The organism is Microcoleus sp. Pol7_B2 (assembly GCF_036701035.1).
Classification (GTDB): Bacteria; Cyanobacteriota; Cyanobacteriia; order Cyanobacteriales; family Microcoleaceae; genus Microcoleus.
Map to the genome: position 1 here is coordinate 1 of NZ_JAUBQB010000004.1, position 18,492 is coordinate 18,492.

At 45.7% G+C, this 18,492-nt stretch carries 22 protein-coding genes; 10 read left to right on the forward strand and 12 right to left on the reverse strand.

Annotated features, from left to right (window positions below; all coding sequences use genetic code 11):
• The first annotated feature begins 258 nt into the window (after positions 1–258).
• The gene (locus QUA57_RS02400; RefSeq protein ID WP_333059389.1) at positions 259–768 is read left to right on the forward strand and encodes an N-acetyltransferase; all 510 of its coding nucleotides are present in this window, start codon (positions 259–261) and stop codon (positions 766–768) included.
• 97 nt (positions 769–865) lie between these two features.
• Here the strand turns inward: QUA57_RS02400 and QUA57_RS02405 are convergent, their stop codons facing one another.
• Positions 866–1,684 carry an ATP-binding cassette domain-containing protein gene (locus tag QUA57_RS02405; protein WP_333059387.1) on the reverse strand — a complete coding sequence of 273 codons (819 nt, stop codon included), beginning with the start codon at positions 1,682–1,684 and terminating at the stop codon, positions 866–868.
• A gap of 540 nt (positions 1,685–2,224) precedes the next feature.
• On the opposite strand from QUA57_RS02405, the gene ssuE reads away from it, so the two are divergent.
• From ssuE to QUA57_RS02425, 4 genes are all read left to right on the forward strand, one after another.
• Positions 2,225–2,794, forward strand: a complete 570-nt coding sequence (ssuE, locus tag QUA57_RS02410; protein WP_333059385.1) for an NADPH-dependent FMN reductase — start codon at positions 2,225–2,227, stop codon at positions 2,792–2,794.
• Between the two features lie 21 nt (positions 2,795–2,815).
• On the forward strand, positions 2,816–3,850 hold the full coding sequence (locus QUA57_RS02415) for a sulfonate ABC transporter substrate-binding protein (protein ID WP_333059384.1): 1,035 nt from the start codon (positions 2,816–2,818) through the stop codon (positions 3,848–3,850).
• A 127-nt stretch (positions 3,851–3,977) separates the two neighbouring features.
• Complete coding sequence (locus QUA57_RS02420) at positions 3,978–4,136, forward strand: tyrosine-type recombinase/integrase (protein WP_333250931.1); 159 nt, start codon at positions 3,978–3,980, stop codon at positions 4,134–4,136.
• A 66-nt stretch (positions 4,137–4,202) separates the two neighbouring features.
• A complete protein-coding gene (locus QUA57_RS02425; RefSeq protein WP_172190219.1) occupies positions 4,203–4,430 on the forward strand; it encodes an EF-hand domain-containing protein in 228 nt (75 codons plus the stop codon).
• Between the two features lie 279 nt (positions 4,431–4,709).
• On the opposite strand, the gene QUA57_RS02430 is transcribed toward QUA57_RS02425, so the two are convergent.
• The 6 genes from QUA57_RS02430 to QUA57_RS02455 all read right to left on the reverse strand — a co-directional run bounded on the left by QUA57_RS02430 (position 4,710) and on the right by QUA57_RS02455 (position 8,561).
• On the reverse strand, positions 4,710–4,910 hold the full coding sequence (locus tag QUA57_RS02430; RefSeq protein WP_333059383.1) for a hypothetical protein: 201 nt from the start codon (positions 4,908–4,910) through the stop codon (positions 4,710–4,712).
• 4 nt (positions 4,911–4,914) lie between these two features.
• On the reverse strand, positions 4,915–6,126 hold the full coding sequence (locus tag QUA57_RS02435; protein ID WP_333059382.1) for a chromate transporter: 1,212 nt from the start codon (positions 6,124–6,126) through the stop codon (positions 4,915–4,917).
• A 121-nt stretch (positions 6,127–6,247) separates the two neighbouring features.
• Positions 6,248–6,433 (reverse strand): hypothetical protein, encoded by a 186-nt coding sequence (locus tag QUA57_RS02440; RefSeq protein WP_333059380.1) that lies wholly within the window; start codon positions 6,431–6,433, stop codon positions 6,248–6,250.
• The gene (locus QUA57_RS02445) at positions 6,430–7,434 is read right to left on the reverse strand and encodes a 2-oxoglutarate and iron-dependent oxygenase domain-containing protein (protein ID WP_333059378.1); all 1,005 of its coding nucleotides are present in this window, start codon (positions 7,432–7,434) and stop codon (positions 6,430–6,432) included. The genes QUA57_RS02440 and QUA57_RS02445 overlap by 4 nt, the downstream gene beginning before the upstream one ends.
• A gap of 44 nt (positions 7,435–7,478) precedes the next feature.
• Entirely contained in the window at positions 7,479–7,871 is a 393-nt protein-coding gene (locus QUA57_RS02450; RefSeq protein WP_333059377.1) for a carboxymuconolactone decarboxylase family protein, read from the reverse strand.
• An 87-nt stretch (positions 7,872–7,958) separates the two neighbouring features.
• Positions 7,959–8,561, reverse strand: a complete 603-nt coding sequence (locus QUA57_RS02455; RefSeq protein WP_333059376.1) for a carbonic anhydrase — start codon at positions 8,559–8,561, stop codon at positions 7,959–7,961.
• 354 nt (positions 8,562–8,915) lie between these two features.
• Between QUA57_RS02455 and QUA57_RS02460 the strand changes: the two genes are divergently transcribed.
• The 5 genes from QUA57_RS02460 (at position 8,916) to QUA57_RS02480 (ending at position 12,871) form a co-directional block, all read left to right on the forward strand.
• Positions 8,916–9,029 carry a hypothetical protein gene (locus QUA57_RS02460; RefSeq protein WP_333250942.1) on the forward strand — a complete coding sequence of 38 codons (114 nt, stop codon included), beginning with the start codon at positions 8,916–8,918 and terminating at the stop codon, positions 9,027–9,029.
• A gap of 283 nt (positions 9,030–9,312) precedes the next feature.
• Positions 9,313–10,290: a sulfurtransferase gene (locus QUA57_RS02465; RefSeq protein ID WP_333059375.1), complete on the forward strand. Its 978-nt coding sequence runs from the start codon at positions 9,313–9,315 to the stop codon at positions 10,288–10,290.
• Positions 10,291–10,477: 187 nt separating this feature from the next.
• On the forward strand, positions 10,478–11,686 hold the full coding sequence (locus QUA57_RS02470) for a YeeE/YedE family protein (RefSeq protein ID WP_333059374.1): 1,209 nt from the start codon (positions 10,478–10,480) through the stop codon (positions 11,684–11,686).
• A gap of 24 nt (positions 11,687–11,710) precedes the next feature.
• Positions 11,711–12,460, forward strand: coding sequence for a sulfite exporter TauE/SafE family protein (locus QUA57_RS02475; protein WP_333035546.1), 750 nt, complete (start codon positions 11,711–11,713; stop codon positions 12,458–12,460).
• A 138-nt stretch (positions 12,461–12,598) separates the two neighbouring features.
• Positions 12,599–12,871, forward strand: coding sequence for an acyl-CoA dehydrogenase family protein (locus QUA57_RS02480; RefSeq protein ID WP_333059373.1), 273 nt, complete (start codon positions 12,599–12,601; stop codon positions 12,869–12,871).
• Between the two features lie 103 nt (positions 12,872–12,974).
• On the opposite strand, the gene ssuC is transcribed toward QUA57_RS02480, so the two are convergent.
• From ssuC to QUA57_RS02505, 5 genes are all read right to left on the reverse strand, one after another.
• The gene (gene ssuC, locus QUA57_RS02485) at positions 12,975–13,760 is read right to left on the reverse strand and encodes an aliphatic sulfonate ABC transporter permease SsuC (RefSeq protein WP_333059372.1); all 786 of its coding nucleotides are present in this window, start codon (positions 13,758–13,760) and stop codon (positions 12,975–12,977) included.
• The gene (gene ssuD, locus QUA57_RS02490) at positions 13,757–14,938 is read right to left on the reverse strand and encodes an FMNH2-dependent alkanesulfonate monooxygenase (RefSeq protein ID WP_333059371.1); all 1,182 of its coding nucleotides are present in this window, start codon (positions 14,936–14,938) and stop codon (positions 13,757–13,759) included. The genes ssuC and ssuD overlap by 4 nt, the downstream gene beginning before the upstream one ends.
• Positions 14,939–14,960: 22 nt before the next feature.
• On the reverse strand, positions 14,961–16,043 hold the full coding sequence (locus QUA57_RS02495; protein WP_333059370.1) for a sulfonate ABC transporter substrate-binding protein: 1,083 nt from the start codon (positions 16,041–16,043) through the stop codon (positions 14,961–14,963).
• A 340-nt stretch (positions 16,044–16,383) separates the two neighbouring features.
• A complete protein-coding gene (locus QUA57_RS02500) occupies positions 16,384–17,592 on the reverse strand; it encodes an acyl-CoA dehydrogenase family protein (RefSeq protein WP_333059369.1) in 1,209 nt (402 codons plus the stop codon).
• 63 nt (positions 17,593–17,655) lie between these two features.
• Positions 17,656–18,477 (reverse strand): methyltransferase domain-containing protein, encoded by an 822-nt coding sequence (locus QUA57_RS02505; protein ID WP_333059368.1) that lies wholly within the window; start codon positions 18,475–18,477, stop codon positions 17,656–17,658.
• Between the last annotated feature and the right edge of the window lie 15 nt (positions 18,478–18,492).

Below are 18,492 nucleotides of genomic sequence, written 5' to 3' on the forward strand. Positions count from 1 at the left end.
TCTATTCTTTCTCTGCGCTGTGCTTATCTCAATGGTCAACTTTCCACTTGATATATGTGCAAAACTGAGATGCACCCGGCGACGATTTGGCATTCATCTGCAAGTCGTTGTATAATTGGTTGCCAAAAATATATAACTCAAAAAGAGGAAAAAGGCTTCAGGGGCGCTATAATTTGATTAATATCGCGGTCGAAAGATAGAAACAGTTTATGTAGTAATTTGTCTGCCTGATCGGCCACCAAACCATTAATCTAAGCTATGTATATCCGTACCGAAAAGCCAGAAGATTTAGAATCTGTTCGACAAGTTAATATGGCGGCATTCGGGCGAGAAAATGAGGCAAACTTAGTCGATAGATTGCGGGGAATTGCATCTACATTTTCCTTCGTTGCCGTACAATCCGATCGCATTGTCGGACACATTTTCTTCAGTCCGGTTGTCGTCGAAGGAAAATGTTCTAGCAATTTGTCGATTCTGGGGTTGGCACCAGTCGCAGTTCTTCCCGAATATCAGCGCCAAGGTATAGGAACGCTGTTGATCCAGCACGGTTTAGAAGAGTGCAGGCGATCGGGATTTCAGGCAGTGGTTGTGCTAGGTCATCCAGATTTCTATTCGCGTTTTGGGTTCATTCCTGCTAGTAGAAAGAGCTTGAAATGTGAATATGATGTGCCCGATGAAGCTTTTATGGTTTTGGAGTTAGAAAGTGGAGCTTTGGAGGATTGCAGCGGAACGGTGAAGTATCGATCGGAGTTTAGGATATGCGAGTGATATCAAATGCGGGTGGATCGGATTCGCTGAGGAAGAGCTCGCGAGTCAGAAATATTATTAAACGAGCGCCCATATCTGAGTTACCTTGGTAGATCCGTTATCCGTATTTACTCATCTTTACATAGTTGGGTTTTTTGTACCTACCTATTGCAACTTTTTCTGCATCTCTGCTACTTTCTTTTTGACCCATAACGCGCTGCAAAATCGCCTCTACTTTCGCAGCAAATAGAGCATTTCCTCTCTGCCTCGGTCGCGGCATATCAATAGAACAGTCCATTGCAATCTGACCATTTTCTATTAAAATAACTCGGTCAGCTAGCACCACTGCTTCTTCTACGTCATGAGTGATCAGTAGCGCGGTAAATCCCTTTTCTTGCCATAAATTTTCTAACAATTGCTGCATCTCAATGCGAGTCAAAGCATCCAACGCGCCGAGGGGTTCATCAAGCAGCAGTAAATGAGGTTCGCAGGCAAGGGCTCTTGCTAAAGAAACTCTCTGCTTTTGACCGCCGGAGAGTACCGCCGGCCAATCGTTGGCGCGATCGCCAAGCCCTACCGCGTGAAGGACTTGCATCGCTTTGCAGTGCGTGTTTTCTTTGGTCGTGAGTAGCCCTAATTTCACATTTGCCACCACTTTTTGCCAAGGTAGTAGCCGTGCATCCTGAAACATCATTGTCACTTTAGAGTTGAGTTTGCGGGACGGCTTTCCATCTAGAAAGACAGTGCCTTGAGTGGGAACTTCTAGTCCGGCGATTAAGCGCAGTAAGGTACTTTTGCCACATCCGCTGCGACCTACAATTGCTACAAATTCTCCGGGATTTATTTCTATGTTGATACCCCGCAAAATTTTAATATTTCCAAATGACTTCTGGAGTTCTACTAATTCTAGACCTATTCCTGAGAGTGGTGATTCCATTCTAAAAAACCTCCATATCGCGATCTATGCCACAGGCTCAAAACCTTTTCCGCTGTCAAAGGTGGCTGTTGAGCAAATCCCAATTCGTCTCCTACTCACCGGTGCTGGTGAATAGCAGATTAGCGTTTCTTGATTTAATCTACGGTAAGTCAGTCAAGTTACAGTATTTTTGATTAAACAAGATTATTGCATAGGTATCTACAAAAAGCAAGATAATTTTTTGCCCAACTTCTGGGGCTTTGATAAATTCTTGTTAAGAACAAGCAAACCCTGTTCCTGTAAAGGTTCTGTTTTTGAGTCCGGTGGGATTATGCTGTATCTGGGAGAAAAAACCTGACAGTTGATTCCCGCCGAGATTCGCGATCGCACAAAATTTGTATAAGAGTTATCCAACTTTACATCTCAACTTACTTGCTTTTTAAAATTGACCGTGCTAGCTTACTATCTATAAAATACGGTAAACCTACCAATTTACCGTATTTGCTAGCGATACCGTAAATCGTTCATTTTTAAATGAGTCAAAAATAGGAGGACTATTAAATGCCTAATGTTGTTGCGATCGCAGGTAGCCCGTCTCATCCATCCCGATCCTTTGCCGTGCTAGAATACGCCCGCCGCGCAGTCGAGAAGGAGGGATTAAGTACGGCATCTATCAACGTCCGCGATCTCCCGCCAGAGGTATTAATTTACGGACAATTCGCGAACCCAGACTTAAAAGCAGTCAATGATTTAGTAGTAGAAGCCAAGGGCATAATCATCGCCACACCTGTTTACAAAGCAGCCTACACAGGCGTACTCAAAGCTTACTTAGATTTGCTACCGCAGAAGAGTTTAGCTGGTAAAGTTATTCTCCCCATAGCCACCGGAGGTACGCTGGGTCACTTATTAGCAATTAACTACGCCCTCAAACCAGTGTTATCCGAGCTGGGCGCTAGTCATATCTTGTCTGGTGTCTATCTTTTAGACACGCAGATCCAAAGTTATGACGAAACAAGCGTACAACTTGAAGAGGAAACAGAACAAATACTGCGATCGCAGTTGCAAGAGTTTGTTGGTGCGTTACACAGTGGCAAACCCGAATTAGTTGGAAGTCTCCGATCGGAAAGTTAGCGACAAACAATATTATTGTTTATGCTCAAAAGACTGATTTCATTCCTTGCTCAATTATGGCGATCGCACCTTTCCCTAGCAGTGCTATTTCTATTAGGAATCAGCTTGAATTGGGCGATCGCCGCCTGTAACAATACTCCCCCCCCTACCAGCTCTGCAAGCCCCGCCGCTTCCCCCACAGCAACTGCAGCTAAGGTAGTCCGCATCGGTCATCAGAAATTCGACCCCTTCACCCTAGTCAAAGCTAGAGGCGGTTTAGAGAAACGCTTGCAGCCTCTAGGTGTATCCGTTGAGTGGAAAGAATTTCAATCAGGCCCCCCGATGCTGGAAGCACTAAACGTTGGCAGCATCGACATCGGGCGTACCGGGGACGCTCCTCCAGTCTTTGCCCAAGCTGCTAACGCACCTCTGCTTTACATTGGCGGTAGCGCCCCCAAAGACCGCAGTTCAGGTATTTTAGTTCCTGCTAATTCGGCAATTCAAACCCTGGCAGATTTGCGAGGTAAGAAAATAGCTTTTACAAAAGGTTCAAGCGCCAATTACCTATTAGCAAAAGCACTGAAATCCGCCGGGATAAAATGGGCTGAGATTGAGCCGGCAAACCTGACACCAGCCGATGCCAGAGCCGCCTTTCAACAAGGTAACGTAGATGCTTGGGTAATTTGGGACCCCTTTTATGCAGCAGCTCAAGCGCAAAAAGATGTTCGTGTTGTTAAAGATAGTAAAGGACTAGCCGCTAACCGCGATTTTTACTTAGCTAATAAGTCATTTGCTCAGCCGAATGTCAAAATCATTGAGGCAATTAGAGAAGAAACTCAAGCAGTAGCGACTTGGGCGGATGCGAATCCTGAAGAAGTAACTAAGATTCTCGCTCCCATTCTGAAAATTGATGCTTCTATCTTAGATGTAGTGACTCGACGGCGGAGTTATGGATTTGAACCGATCCAAGCTGATATGGTTGCCGAGCAACAGGAAATTGCGGATACTTTTTTTGAACTAGGCTTAATTCCCAAGCAGCTCAAAGTTGAAGAAGTAGTTTGGAAACCAGGTAATTAAAAATCCCCGCTTGTGGGTAAATGTTGGATAAAGCAAAACACCTGATATCTTCTACCTTCCAAATAGCGGGGGTGAAGACGATGCTGGGGAACCGCGCTGGGATTACAGGAAAGGTCAGCCCCATTGGTTGCGTCACGCCCACGCTTCGCATTCACTAGACAGGGGCGCGCCGATTCATTTGGTGCAGCAGACGTTAGGGCATGAATCGGTAGCGACTACTTCCAGGTATCTATACGCACACGCCCAAACGACAGCAACAGCTTGTATCTGCCAGGGTAAAAGGTAACTTTCCTTGCATCTTTTTCAACATTATGGGATATTGAATTGAAAAAACTAATTCAAATAGAAACTTATGGCAACTGAGCAAGAGCTTCAATCTCTTTTTAATGCCTTGGATGGCGATCAAGATGGCAAAATATCGAGTAATGAGCTTTTTTTAAGTCCTGGGTTAAATGCAGTCATTTTAGCAGAAACAGGTACTAGCCCCGCGGAACTGCTAGCGACGTATCGAGATGAAGAGGGTAATATTACCTTTGAAGACTTGAAACAAGCTGTTAAGAAAGCAGGGAATTTAGAATAAGCGCGATCGCCCAGCCAGCAGCGATTGAAATAAAATCATTTATCCAAGTGGATGAGTGTCTTCCCCTGGTAATAGTTGCAGTAGTTATAGGGCAAAAAGCGATCGCTGACTACCAAGGATAAGAACTTGCTTCTTATCCTTTCATCTGGCAGGGATTTAAGCCCCAGTTGACATTAGAGTTATAATGTCGGCAGTGGAGAACTTTTTTCTTTGAGCTACCTCCGAAAATCCCCTTGACAACTGGCTTTGAGCCTTAACTTGTCACCAATGGGTGACTGTTTACAAAACTTCCTGGCGCAATTGGGGAAAAACCTTTGCAACTTTGTTCAGGACATAATCGCCGTAAGTGCCGCGAAACTCGTGAACGCTGGCTTTATCCCAGCGTTCGTTCTTGTTGTCATCGACGATCGCTCCCTTAACACTCATAGCTCGCCCTGTCTGTTGCGATCGACTCTCAACTCCACTCAGGATTGATGCCATCCATCTACACTGGATGCGTCAGCGGATAAATCACTAATCCAACGATCCCGGAGACTACAACGATGATAGGCTCTGGCAACTTTTTGCCAAATTTCCATAGCAGAGCCAGCGTCACCACAGCAATCAGAACGGTTGGAATATCTCGCAGAGATTGTCGTCCCAAAACCACAACGGCTCCAGCGATCGCGCCTGTTGCAGCAACCGTCACACCGTTGACAAAGGCAGCAATCGCGGGCTTCTTGCCATGCTTCTTAAAGTAAGGGGCGGGAATAATCGTGAGTAGATAACAGGGGATAAACGTTCCCAACGCCGCCATACAAGCGCCAGGAAAACCAGCCACCAAAAAGCCAATAAACCCAGTTGTGATGACGACAGGACCTGGCGTAATCATCGCCACTGCTACTGCATCGAGGAACTGTTGAGCATCAAGCCACTGATAATGCTTAACCACTCCACCGTAGAGGAACGGAACGATCGCTAACCCACTGCCAAATACAAATGAACCCGCCATACCAAAAAAGGTGAAGATTTGCCAAAGCAAACCAGAAGAGGCAGATGGCACAGATGCAACTATCGGTATCAGAGGTAAGCCAATGAAACTATTGAGCTTATTACCCTTAAACCAGTTTTTAGGCGGTGCTGCGATCAACCAAGTGAGAATTCCTCCTGCCAGGATGAGTTCGATTCGTTCCGATTGCGTGACGATAGTCGAGACAGCATTAACCACATAAATTGCCCAAAGTAGCCAATCTGTGCCAATGGTCTTCTTCGTCAATTTGTAGGCGCTTAGGGCAATGATGCCAATGACGCAAGCTCCAACCCCGTAGAATACTGCCTGCATCCAACTCAGCCCCCCATAATTGGTGTAAGCCCATCCCAATGCCACAACCATCAAAAAGGAGGGCAAGACAAAGGCAATACCAACGAGGGTAGAACCAATAATGCCGTAATGGACATAGCCCATGTAGAACCCTAATTGGGCAGCCAGTGGACCAGGGGCAACCTGAGCTAAGGTTAATCCTTCTTGATAACTTGCCTCGGAAATCCACCTCCGATCTTCAACCAGGTCGCGGTGCATATAACCCACAAGGGCTATCGGTCCTCCAAATCCTAAGCTGCCTAATTTGAGGAAATACAGCGTCAGTTGCCAAAGTGAGTACGATGGTTTCGCGAGTTCTGATGAAGACGGTTCCTGTTTTTCTGCAGCATTAGTCATAGATTAAATCTCTACTCAATTCTCTAATTTGTTTGTTTCAGTTCACCAATTAATTTCTCAATGTCTTCAAGAATGACATCCCGTGCTGCCATCAAATTCTAGCTGGGAGGGCGCAGTCATCTCATCGATCGATCGCCACTTCAGGAGGAGCCAAATCACTCACATCACAAACCAGGGACACAGCCCCAACTAATTCCTCACGAGTGACCCGTCGAGGCAGGTGGGTGGATACATCTAATCCTGTAGCTTGCAAACCAAGCAAAACTGGACTTATTAATCTGACACTCCAACCACTAAAATTGGTCAAAAAACTTCCTGGCGCAATTGGGGAAAAACCTTTGCAACTTTGTTCAGGACATAATCGCCGTAAGTGCCGCGAAACTCGTGAACGCTGGCTTTATCCCAACGTTCGTTCTTGTTATCATCGACGATGGCTCCCTTGATTTCGATCGGGTGGAGTTCAGCATTGAAATTGGGATCGAAGAAAAAGGGAAATGAGAGGCGAGATCGTCCTGACACATTCTTGACTCGATGAGGAGTAGACCGATAAAGTCCACCTGTGAGGCGATCGAGCATATCGCCAATGTTACAAACAAATGAGTTGGCGATCGGCGGAGCATCAATCCAGCCTGATTTTGCCTTCACTTGCAACCCACCTAAATCATCCTGCTTGAGAATCGTGAGCAAACCATAATCGGTATGCTCTCCCACTCCCCAGGATTGCCCTTGGAGATTGCTTTGTGGTGGATAGTTGAAGATGCGAAATAAAATCAGGGGATCTGTCGTATAGCGATCGCGGAAGTAAGATGCTTCTAAGTTCAAACTCAGGGCAATTCCAGCCATTACTGCGTGACCCAGTTGAGTCATCACCGCCAGATATTCTAGTATTATTTCGCGAAAAAGAGGAATATCTGGAAACAGGTTTGCTCCGTGCATGGGAACGCCCGCTTGAACAGCCGGATCGGTTTGATTCAATTCCGATCCGAAATAAATTCCTTCTTTCAAATCTGGTTTACCATTCGTCAGTTCACCTCCAACCGGAAAGTAGCCGCGCCATGCCCGACCTCCCAGCGCCATCCGAATTTGCATTTTAGTTTCTAAATCTTGAGCAAAAAACTGACGGCTGAGTTGCTCCAAACGGTTTTGCAAGCCTTGGTCTACACCATGCTCGACAATGTAAAAAAAACCTGTGTCACCACAAGCTTGTCGAATTTGGTTTGCAACTGTATCTACGGGATTACCCGATACCAGCGAACTGATATCAATAACGGGAATCTGAGAAACATCTACGGTTAATTCAGTTGCCATAGAGATGGATTATAAGTAGTTAAGTAGTTAAGATTGAACGCCTTTTATAATTTGAATTGTTCATCCACCGGAATTTGATAGCCATTTGCCAGTCGATTGGTAGCGTTTGCGGTTGCCACGATCGCCATCAGTTCCCCAAATATGGCATCATCCATTCCCTTGGCTCGCGCGGAGGCTGTATGAGATGAAATGCAGTACGGGCAACCATTTGTCACGCTGACAGCAATGTAGATTAACTCGCGGGTCAGGGGATCGAGTTCTCCGGGAGCCGTCATCACCTCCTTCACATTCTGCCAGGTACGTTGCAGGGTAGGCGGATGGTTGGCGATCGCTTTCCAAAAGTTGTTGATGTAATCGGTTTTGCGTGTCGCACGAATGTCGTCATACACTGCGCGTACTTCATCACTTGCGTCTTCGTATTCAATCAAATGGGTCATAGCTGCAATAATAATGGTGAGAGGGTGAGAAGCACTAATTCATAGTTGAGAAAACCGCAAAGCATTCTGCATTTTTGCGTTCCTCCCTTACGATGACGCGATCGCTGGAACTGTTGCTCGACCGACGCCCGTTGCGCTGGGTACTTCAATCAATTGCCCTGTTTTCACATCGTAGATAAAGCCATAAATCGGAATAGTTGGTGGCACAAGGGGATGGTTGCGAATTCGTTTGACATCCACAAACACGCTTTCTGCCAAATCTTTGAACGTTAACCAATCGACAAATTCACCTTCTGTCGAACCTGAACCCTGCCCTACATCTCGCCAACCATTTTCGTCGATTACAGCGGTTTCCAGGCTGTTTGTCAATAGTTCTCGGATGATGCTGTCGGTAAAGAGTTGCATTCCACAATCCGTATGGTGAATGACGAACCATTCACGAGTTCCCAATAGCTTGTAAGAGATTACGAGCGATCGAATTGCGTCATCGCTTGCCCGTCCTCCAGCATTACGAATGACATGGGCATCCCCTTCTGCCAGCCCAGCATATTTTGCTGGATCGAGGCAAGCGTCCATGCAGGTTAGAATGGCAAAGCGACGACCAGGAGGTAGGGGCAAATTGCTTTTGTTGCCAAAGGTCGCAGCATATTCCTGGTTAGCAGACAGCACTTCTTGCAGAATTTGACTCATGCTTGAATTTTCCCAAATTGTTGAATTATGATTGCAAGCAATGTTAAAATACTGTATCTCGGTAAGTAAACCGTATTTTACCACTATTACCGTTATTAAATTGTTCCTATAGATATCTTTTGCATCTTGAGGGCAGTGATGGCAGCCCACGACCATATTCTGCAAGCGATCGGCAAAACACCGTCTATTTGGGGTGTCGGTCAGTTAATGACTGTGACAACTTCAAATACTGACAAGCCGAACTCTTCTATTTGATGTTGATATGGTTCCGACAATACTGATGATTTCTGATACTCCAACAACGAGCGCGCGATCGTCGGTGCTGGCTTCAGTGGTTCTCTAGTAGCGACTCGCCTGTTAAAAACAGCTAACCGCGCCTTGCTAATCAAGCTGATTGAGCGCGATCGCCATATTGGCAAAGTTGCCCATACCACCACCAAAAGTCGAGTTGGTCTTTTTAACCATTGATCTTGAGTGTGCCTTGCTGTAAGATAAAATTCAGCTATACTACGGTAAACCGATCAATTTACAGTATAAGCTGCGTAAGTCCTAATTAAACGAGACATTTAGCAAGGAATTAAGGAGGCGAATCATGAGCAAGTGGTTTGCCATTGCCAGACGTAGGTTACTGCTATTTTTGATTTCTGGGGTGTTTCTAACGAACTGCCCCCTGCCTCCTGCCTTCTTTTGACGTTAATGAATGTTGGGTTATTGACTTGTTGATGCCATCTGATTAAGGAGATTTATAGTTATGAATTTGAGATTTTTTCGGGGAATTTGGAAAAGATCGCTCAAACCCTCTGTTTTGGTAATAGCAGCGATCGCAACCTTGCTGGGAGTTTCACTCTTCTCGATTTCACCGCTGACTGCAACCCCCAGTGCCAAAATTCAATTTGTTTCTCCCAATTGGGTAACAGCCAACGCAAAAGATCCAAATTTGCGAATTTTGGATGTGCGAAATGCGCCTCTGGAGTATATTGGAGGCCATGTTCCAAACTCCGTACACATTGCAGATACTGCATTTCGTGGTCCCGACGGATTTTTGCCCGTGCAGTATTGGGATACCCAGAAATTAGCTTCGATATTTTCTCGATCGGGTGTTAGCAGTAACAGTCGCGTTCTCGTTTATTCCGATGCACGAGATATTTTAGGCGCGACAATGGTTGCCTATTTACTAGAGCGATCGGGAGTAAAAGATATTGCAATTTTAGATGGGGGATATACAGGATACAAAGCCTCTGGGCAACCTGTTGTTAAGGAATATCCCAAATACAAGTTTACACAGTTTGCGGTTCAAGATAATCCCTCAATTCGCGTTAACCTTCAACAGGTTGGAGAATTAATTGGTAAACCAGGTGTTGTTTTTATCGATCCTAGACCAGGTGATTTATTCCGAGGTGAGAAAGATCTCTGGGTACGCAATGGGCACATTCCTGGTGCGAAAAATATTCCCTGGCCTACGTTTACGGAAGCCGAGAACTCTCAGGAGGCTCTCAAAAACCCTCATCAGTTGAAGTCACTGGATGAGATTCGCAAAATATTGGCGGACAAGAAGATTAAGCCTTCAGATGATGTGATTGTGTCATGCAGCACTGGGCGTGAAGCAACATTACAGTATGTCGTGCTAAAACATCTTTTGGGATATCCTAAAGTTCGGATCTACGACGGTTCTTGGACTGAGTACAGTACGTCTAATTTGCCAGTTGAAACTGGACCGGAAAAAGTTTAGTTATTTGCTGCTAAGCTGTTCAACATTTAAAGGTGTAATGTATGAAAGTTTTGATTTCATCACTTGTTCTTTTTGCTACTGTGGCCGTAATATTTGGGTTTGATTTTGTACAGCTAAGTCAACCCGCTTTAGGCAGTTGCGATCCGCCACCGGAACAACCGAAGAGCCCACCTAAGAAGTAGTAAAAATGAGTTCATCAGTTTCTGGTGAGCCGTTATGGGCTCCTTTTCGTCCCGATCGCTTGATAATTGCGATCGCCTTAGCACTTTTTACTGTTGGGGCAATTACACTCAATCGTTATGGTTGGCAGCAAAGCCTATTGTTCTTGATTGGTGGGTTGCTGGGGCTAACACTTTACCATTCTAGCTTTGGCTTTGCCAGTGCCTACCGCAAGTTACTTGTGCATAAAGACGCGCGGGGAGCGATCGCACAAATTATCATGCTGGCGATCGCTACCGTTCTGTTTGCGCCGACTCTGGCAGCCGGAACCGTATTTGGGCAGCAAGTGCGGGGTGCTGTTTCTCCTGTAGGCGTTCAAGGGGCGATCGGCGCCTTCGTGTTTGGGATTGGGATGCAGCTTGGGGGGGCCTGCGGTTGTGGTACTTTGTATACCGTTGGTTCTGGCAGTCTCACTCTGCTGGTGACGCTGGTGACATTTTGCATTGGGGCATTTGCAGCTAGCTTAACCCGACAGTTGTGGGTGAATTTGCCTGCTTTGCCGGCGATTTCTTTGGCGGATAATCTTGGCTGGTTTTGGGCAGTGGTTTTGCAACTGACAATTTTCGCTGCTTTGTTTGTTACTCTCCAACGTATTTTCCCTTCTGCAAAAGCTCTTTCTTCTCCTCCCCTAACTTCTTCCCCTCCGCTTTTCCCCTCCTCGCTAACTCAGCTAATTTACGGCCCTTGGTCGCTACTCACAGGTGCGATAGCGCTGTCACTCCTCAACTGGCTGACGCTGATCGTGTCTGGCCAACCTTGGCGGATTACCTGGGGCTTTGCGCTGTGGGCGGCTGAGATTGCATCGTTTTTGGGGTGGGACTCTACCAGCAGCCCATTTTGGAAGACTGCCAACGCTCAGGCTGCTCTCACGAATGGCGTGTTTGCAGATGCCAGTTCGGTGATGAATGGTGGGATCGTTCTAGGATCGCTGCTGGCTGCAGGGTTAGCAGGGCGATGGGTTCCAACTTTTGGGCCTTCCAAACAGATTCTAGCGGCGGCGATATTAGGTGGCTTACTGATGGGCTACAGTGCATTTCTTGCCTACGGTTGCAATGTGAGTGGGTTCTTTGGGGCGATCGCGTCTACCAGTTTGCACGGCTGGCTGTGGATTGTGGCTGCACTCCTGGGAACTGCGATCGGGGTGCGGTTACGACCTTTGTTTAGGCTACCCAATTAGCGTAAGGGAACTTATAGAACCCATATGGTTTCCCTTCAACTACTGATCCTGATTACAGTTTTTTTAGCGACCAGCACGATCAGCGTGATTACAGGCAGCACCTCCTTAATTACGGTGCCTGTAATGTTGCAAATGGGCATTGCACCGCGCACGGCTTTAGCCACTAATATGCTGGCACTCACGTTTATGAGTATTGGTGCAACGTTACCGTTTCTGAAGCAACAGACGATTAATCTAAGACGCTTGCCTCTCTTGATTGGGCTGACTCTGATTGGCTCAATTCTAGGAGCAGGATTAGTCCTGGTAATACCGTCAAAGTCCTTACCGCAGATTGTTTCGGCTGCCATGATTGCGGTTGCTGTTTTCTCGATCGCGAATCATCGAGGTGGCGTTCTTCCGGCAGCCGATCGCCCATCACGGGCAGCCCAATTACTCGGTTATGTGGCAACGTTTGGGCTGGGTATCTATGGTGGTTTTTTCAGTGGTGGGTACGTCACCTTGCTAACGGCTGCCTATGTGGCGCTCTTTCGGATGACTTTTGTGGAAGCGATCGCTACAACCAAGCTGGTGAATATCTTTTCCTCGCTCGTTGCAACGGGGGTTTTCACAGCGGCTGGCATCGTTGATTATCGATTGGGCATCATCTTAGGTATTGCCATGTTTATTGGGGGCATCATCGGCTCACAGGTGGCTCTCAAACTTAGCAATCGCTGGTTACGTCGGATTTTTTTGGCGACTGTTGTAATCCTCGCCGTCAAAACCATGATGGGATAGAAAATTCCTAGTCTTCGCTCTCACGGTCGTGAGTTTCATAGACCTGTTGGCTAAAAAGCTCAAAATCCGACTCACAGGCAGTGAGCGCCTCCAAAGCCGTGGAGTAGCCAGGAGGTGCAATAGGAGAAAACATTCAGCATGGATCGTGTATTAGGACTGGAGATCATTGAAGTTGTGGAGCAGGCAGCGATCGCAACAGCAAAGGTTGCTGCCACAAAAACAGGTTTAGATGTGACAAGTCGCATTTTTGAAGTGATGGGGGCGCCTGCTACCACCAGTAAATATGGTTTCCATCGCTACTGGCGTAATCTGAGAACGTTTACGCTACATGATTCTGTTGATTATAAAATTCACGATCTGGGTAACTGGGTACTCAACGATCAACTCCCCAATCCCAGCTTTTATACGTAAAAAACACTAACTGAGCAGATCGTGAAGGACAGCATTTCTAGAGAAACTAAGAAAGAAAAAGGGGACACTCTCATTTTTCTTTCTTATTCCTGCTTTTTTATAGCTAAGCGGGCTGATAATTGGGATGCCAAGCCAGCCATTTCTTTTCTAACTTTCTGGCGATCGCATCTGCAAACTTACCCAACAAAGCATACATAATAATGCTCAACACCACAACATCAGTTTGCAAGAACTCGCGAGCATTCATTGCCATGTAACCAATACCAGAATCCGCAGCAATTGTTTCTGCGACAATCAGCGTCAGCCACATAATCCCCAAAGAATATCGCACGCCTACCAAAATTGAAGGCAAAGCCCCAGGCAGAATAACTTGCCACAAAAGAGATGTAGGACTCAAACCATAGACTTTTCCCATTTCAATCAATCCGGCATCGACGCTGCGGATGCCATGAAATGTATTGATATACATTGGGAAAAACACACCCAAAGCCACCAAAAATAACCGAGCTACATCGCCAATTCCAAACCATAAAATTACTAGGGGAATTAAGGCGAGGTGGGGAACATTACGAACCATTTGTACAGAAGTATCTAGCAGCTTTTCGGCGATTGGAGAAAGACCGCTGAGGAAACCAAGAGTTAAACCAATTCCTCCGCCGATGATGAAACCAACGACAGCACGCCAAGCACTAATTCCGATATGGTGAAACAGTTCCCCGGTAATTGCCAATCTAACTCCTGCACTTAAAACACCTGTTGGTGCGGGTAAAACTCTTGTCGAAAGCCAACCCACCTGCACTAAAAGTTGCCAGCTAACAATCAGCACAATCGGTACAATCCAGGGAATTACCTGCTGAAAATAGGGATTTTTGAGCCATTTTTTGTTCATGATGCGCTCGTAGGAATAACTTGTTTTTGTTGGAGAAACTTATCGTTGGCAATAATTTCGCCAAAAGGACTAAACATTTGCGGTTGATTTGCAGGTGGTTGGTTCTTCAACGGCAAGCGGGGGAATAGCAATTCAGCGACTCGATACGCTTCTTCTAAGTGGGGATAACCGGAAAAAATGAAAGTTTCAATTCCCAATTCGCAATATTCCAACATTCGTGCAACAACGGTATCGGGATCTCCCACTAAGGCAGTACCGGCACCGCCTCTTACTAACCCAATTCCAGCCCACAAATTGGGGCTAATTTCTAGAGCTTCGCGGTTGCCTGCGTGCAGTTCTGTCATCCGCTTTTGCCCTTCAGAGTCCATTCTGGCATAAGCTTTTTGGGCGGCTGCGATCGCATCTTCATCGACATATTTAATCAACCGATTTGCGTCCTCCCAAGCTTCGCTTTCAGTTTCGCGCACAATGACATGAAGGCGAATCCCAAACCGCACAGTTCTACCCTGTTCTGCTGCTAATTTTTTCACAGCTTCAATTTTTTTTGCCACTTGTTGCGGCGGTTCTCCCCAAGTCAGATAGACATCAATATGCTTAGCCGCAATTTGTTGTGCTATGGGCGATGAACCGCCAAACCACAAGGGAGGATGGGGAGTTTGTACAGGTGGGAAGAGAACTTTACCGCCCTTAATTTGGAGATATTCACCGCTAAAATCGACTTCTTTATCTCGCACGTTATTGGAGTTACTACCTTCAAGCATCGCTCTCCAAACTGTCAAGAATTCATCCGTTAATTCATAACGAGCATCGTGACTGAGATGCACTCCATCTCCTGCTAATTCTACCGGATCGCCGCCGGTCACCACATTAATCAATAAGCGTCCGTTAGATAACCGATCAAACGTTGCTGCCATCCGTGCTGCTACCCCAGGAGACATTAATCCCGGGCGAATCGCAACTAAAAAACGCATTTTTTCCGTTACAGACATTAGAGATGAAGCTACTACCCATGCGTCTTCGCATGAGCGTCCAGTCGGCAGCAGAGCACCCGTAAATCCTAAATTGTCAACGGCTTGGGCGATTTGCTTTAAGTAGGAGAAACTGCAAGCTCTCCCTCCAATTCCTGACGCTAAATAGTGTCCGTCTCCGTGAGTTGGTATAAACCAAAATAATTCCATTTTCCTGAGTCTCCATCACTATTTATTGTTTAGTTACCTGAGCCACTTCGCTAATTTTTACCTGTTTGGGAAGCAGCTTCAAATTCAAGAAAGTATCAGCAACTTTTTGCTGGTAAGTAACGACTTCATCCGTAATTGGCTGCACACCGTAAGGCCGTCTCCGTGAGATTTCCTCTAAAGTTGGAACATCAATACCAAGCTCAGGAGACAGCAGTTTTGCCACTTCAGTTGGTTGAGCTGCCGCCCATTCATCTACTTTTTGAAGTTCTTCTAAAATTGCCTTAATCCGGTCAGGATATTGCTCGTTAAAAGGTTTGGCAGCTAGATAGAATTCCCGATTAGCTACCAGCCCTTCTCCATCCTTAAGAACGCGAGATTCTGTAGCTCGTTTCGCTACTGTAAAAAACGGGTCCCAAATTGCCCAAGCATCAGCACTACCTTGTTCAAAAACTGCCCGCGCATCTGCTGGGGGCAGATAAATAGGCTGAATGTCGCTATATTTTAATCCGGCTGCTTTTAATGCTTCTACCACGAGGTATTGCACATTTGAACCTTTGTTAAATACAACTTTTTTGCCTTTCAACCCAGCCACATCTTGAATAGGAGAATCTTTCGGTACTAAGATAGCTTCACCTTTAGGATTAGGAGGCTCATTAGCAACATATACCAATGGTGCGCCAGCAGCTTGCGCGAAAATAGGCGGCGCTTCTCCTGTATGGCCAAAGTCAATACTGCCTGCATTCAAAGCTTCCAGTAATTGAGGGCCAGCGGGAAATTGAAGCCACTGTACAGAAGTGCTTTGGGAAGCCAAACGTTTCTCTAAACTTCCCCGTGATTTAAGGATACTTAGGGTTCCATATTTTTGATAGCCGATCCTAATTACATTGCTTTGTTGTGAGTTAGAACTAGCCACCGATGTGGCAGCAGAAGTCGGGGCAGTAGTTGTATTTGTTTGCTGAGTAGGACTACAGGCAGAAACGGTTAAACTCAAACTGAAGCCAACTGCAAAAAGCAAAGCAAAGGTCTTGATTGAACTAGGTTTGAGTTTGCTCCCAAAATGCCTCAATTTAGCTAAAAATGGGTTTTCTCTTAATCGGGTTAACACTGTTCCTTCCTAAGCTTCAAGTATTGAAAACAAAAAAACGCAATAACCATGTAAAAGCTGAACTAATCATTATTGATGAGTAAGTTACTATAAGCCGACCGAGTAACCGTAGTTTACTCTAACAAGCTCCTATTATTCCACAAAGGACTTCAAAAATGCAAGCACATTGTGTAAATTTTTGCTTGTCTGACTTATCTAGTTACTTGAATGATTAATATTCAGTGGTAATGTATCAGTTGCACGCGCAGAAGAAAAAGTAGCATCTAGCCCTGCTGCTATCTGCATAAAAAGCTGAGATACCGCCGAGTGAAGATAAAACATCCTTTAAAAAGGATGTTTTTTACGTATAAAAGCTGGGATTGGGGAGCTGATCGTTGAGTACCCAGTTACCCAGATCGTGAATTTTATAGTCAACAGAATCATGTAGCGTAAACGTTCTGAGATTACGCCAGTAGCGATCGAAACCATATTTACTGGTGGTAGCACGCGCCCCCATCACTTCAAAAATGCGAGTTGTCACATCTAAACCTATTTTTGTGGCAGCAATTTTTGCCGTGGCGATCGCGATCGCGCATTTTCCACGTTCTTCTGTTGTTAAATCTATGCCTTTTTCCCAAGCTGCTTGCACAATGGCCGCGGCTCGATCGGTCAAACTGCTAACCGCTTGCAGATCGACCCACATTTCTCCGTAGTGTTTCAGAATGTAGGGATCAAGCGTCACACTAGCAGCATTGGAAGTCAACCAGGGTCGTCCTTGGGTGCAAGTATAGTCTTTGGCCGCAGCAAATGCTCCTTCGGCAATACCCAGATAAATATGGGCAAGATTGATTTGCGTCAAGCAAGCTCGTAAAGTACGGAAAGGAATATCAGCACGGGTGCGATCGCCAAACACTTCCGAGTCATAAACGCGCACTTGGTCAAAGCTAATACTACCGCTATCGGTTTGACGTTGCCCGATGTTATCCCAATCGTCATGGATTTTTACACCCTCTCTTTGAGTGGGAATTACAATAATTGTGAGTTCAGATGTATCTTGACGAACCGCAGTGATGGGTAAGATATCTGAATCTTTAGAGCCAGAGCAAAAGCTTTTTATCCCGTTCAGTAAAAAGCCTGTACCATCAGGAGTTAAAGTGGCACGGCGATCGAGAGGATTGAGAGCATTGCACCAAAACCAATTGTTTGTCATTGTGTCTTTGTAGAACTGTGCCTTGCGATCCTCCGTGCCAAAAAGATGCGGGATAACCACCCCTAAATGGTGATAGGAATAAACATGAGCTAGAGAACTATCAGTCTTTGCCAACTCGCGGGAAATTTGGAGTGCAGTAATCCACGTTTCGCCAATACCGCCATATTCTTTAGGGATAATCAAACCGAGCAAACCGCTAGAACGAATGCGATCGCGTTCATACTTTGGCGTACCGCCAACACGATCTCGTTCGATGGCAGTAGCAGCAAATTCTTGAGCAAGCGATCTCGCGATCGCTACATAATCTTGCTTGCTGTCTTGTTGTGCTGTGCTTTTCGAGTCTGCAAGGGATGTTTTCATATTGATGATACAAAATTGAGGGAAGTAATGAGGTACAAATGATTTAGGATTCCTGTAGGTTGGTCAGTCCTTAAAACCCAAGTAAACAGAAATAGGTACATCTTCAACAAACTGACCTGAAGGTTCTGCACTGAGAATTGCTGCTTTAATTTCCGTTTCAAATACGGAAGTATCGCCATTAAAGTAATCACGACGGCAGTAAGCGGTGGAGTAGAGATAACCAATAAAATTATCAATCGTCCAGTGTTTTTGAAAGTCAATCTTATGGCGCTTAATCCGAACGAATGGCGATCGATCCAAAACTTCTAAATCAGACTTGTAGAGCAAAGGAACGCTACTCGATCCCACACGGCGCTCTTCTCCTAGCCACCGTTTAATCGTAGCTAGCACATTTTGTGCCCAAACAGAGTCATTTGACCAAATATCTTTTTCAGTTTGAATAATCGCTATCCCCTTATTAGCGTTACTGGTGCGATCGAGCAAATCGTAGCTACGCTGTAGCACCAATTCTTGATCCATCCAATGAAAAGCACGACCAATGGTGACAAGGGAAAATGTACCAATTCCCGGGGAAATATTTTCTGCTAAATCCTTTACCCAAGCGATATTTGAAGCATGAGCCAGTTTAGCTTCTTGCTTGGCAACTTCGAGCATTTCTGGATCGGGATCGATACCCAAAACAGATTTAAATCGATCGTGTAAGGCGATCGCTACCAAGCCAATCCCACAGCCGAGATCGAGAAGCTTGCCTTGCCCGTCTAATTGAAATTCCTGTGAGATTAAATCGTAAAGAGCATTTGGGTAGCGCGGTCGATATTGCAAGTAATAAGAAATAGCTCCTTGAAAGAGCGTAGGATCGTAGTTTGGGAATAATTTAGCAGTCATGATTTAACTTTCTTA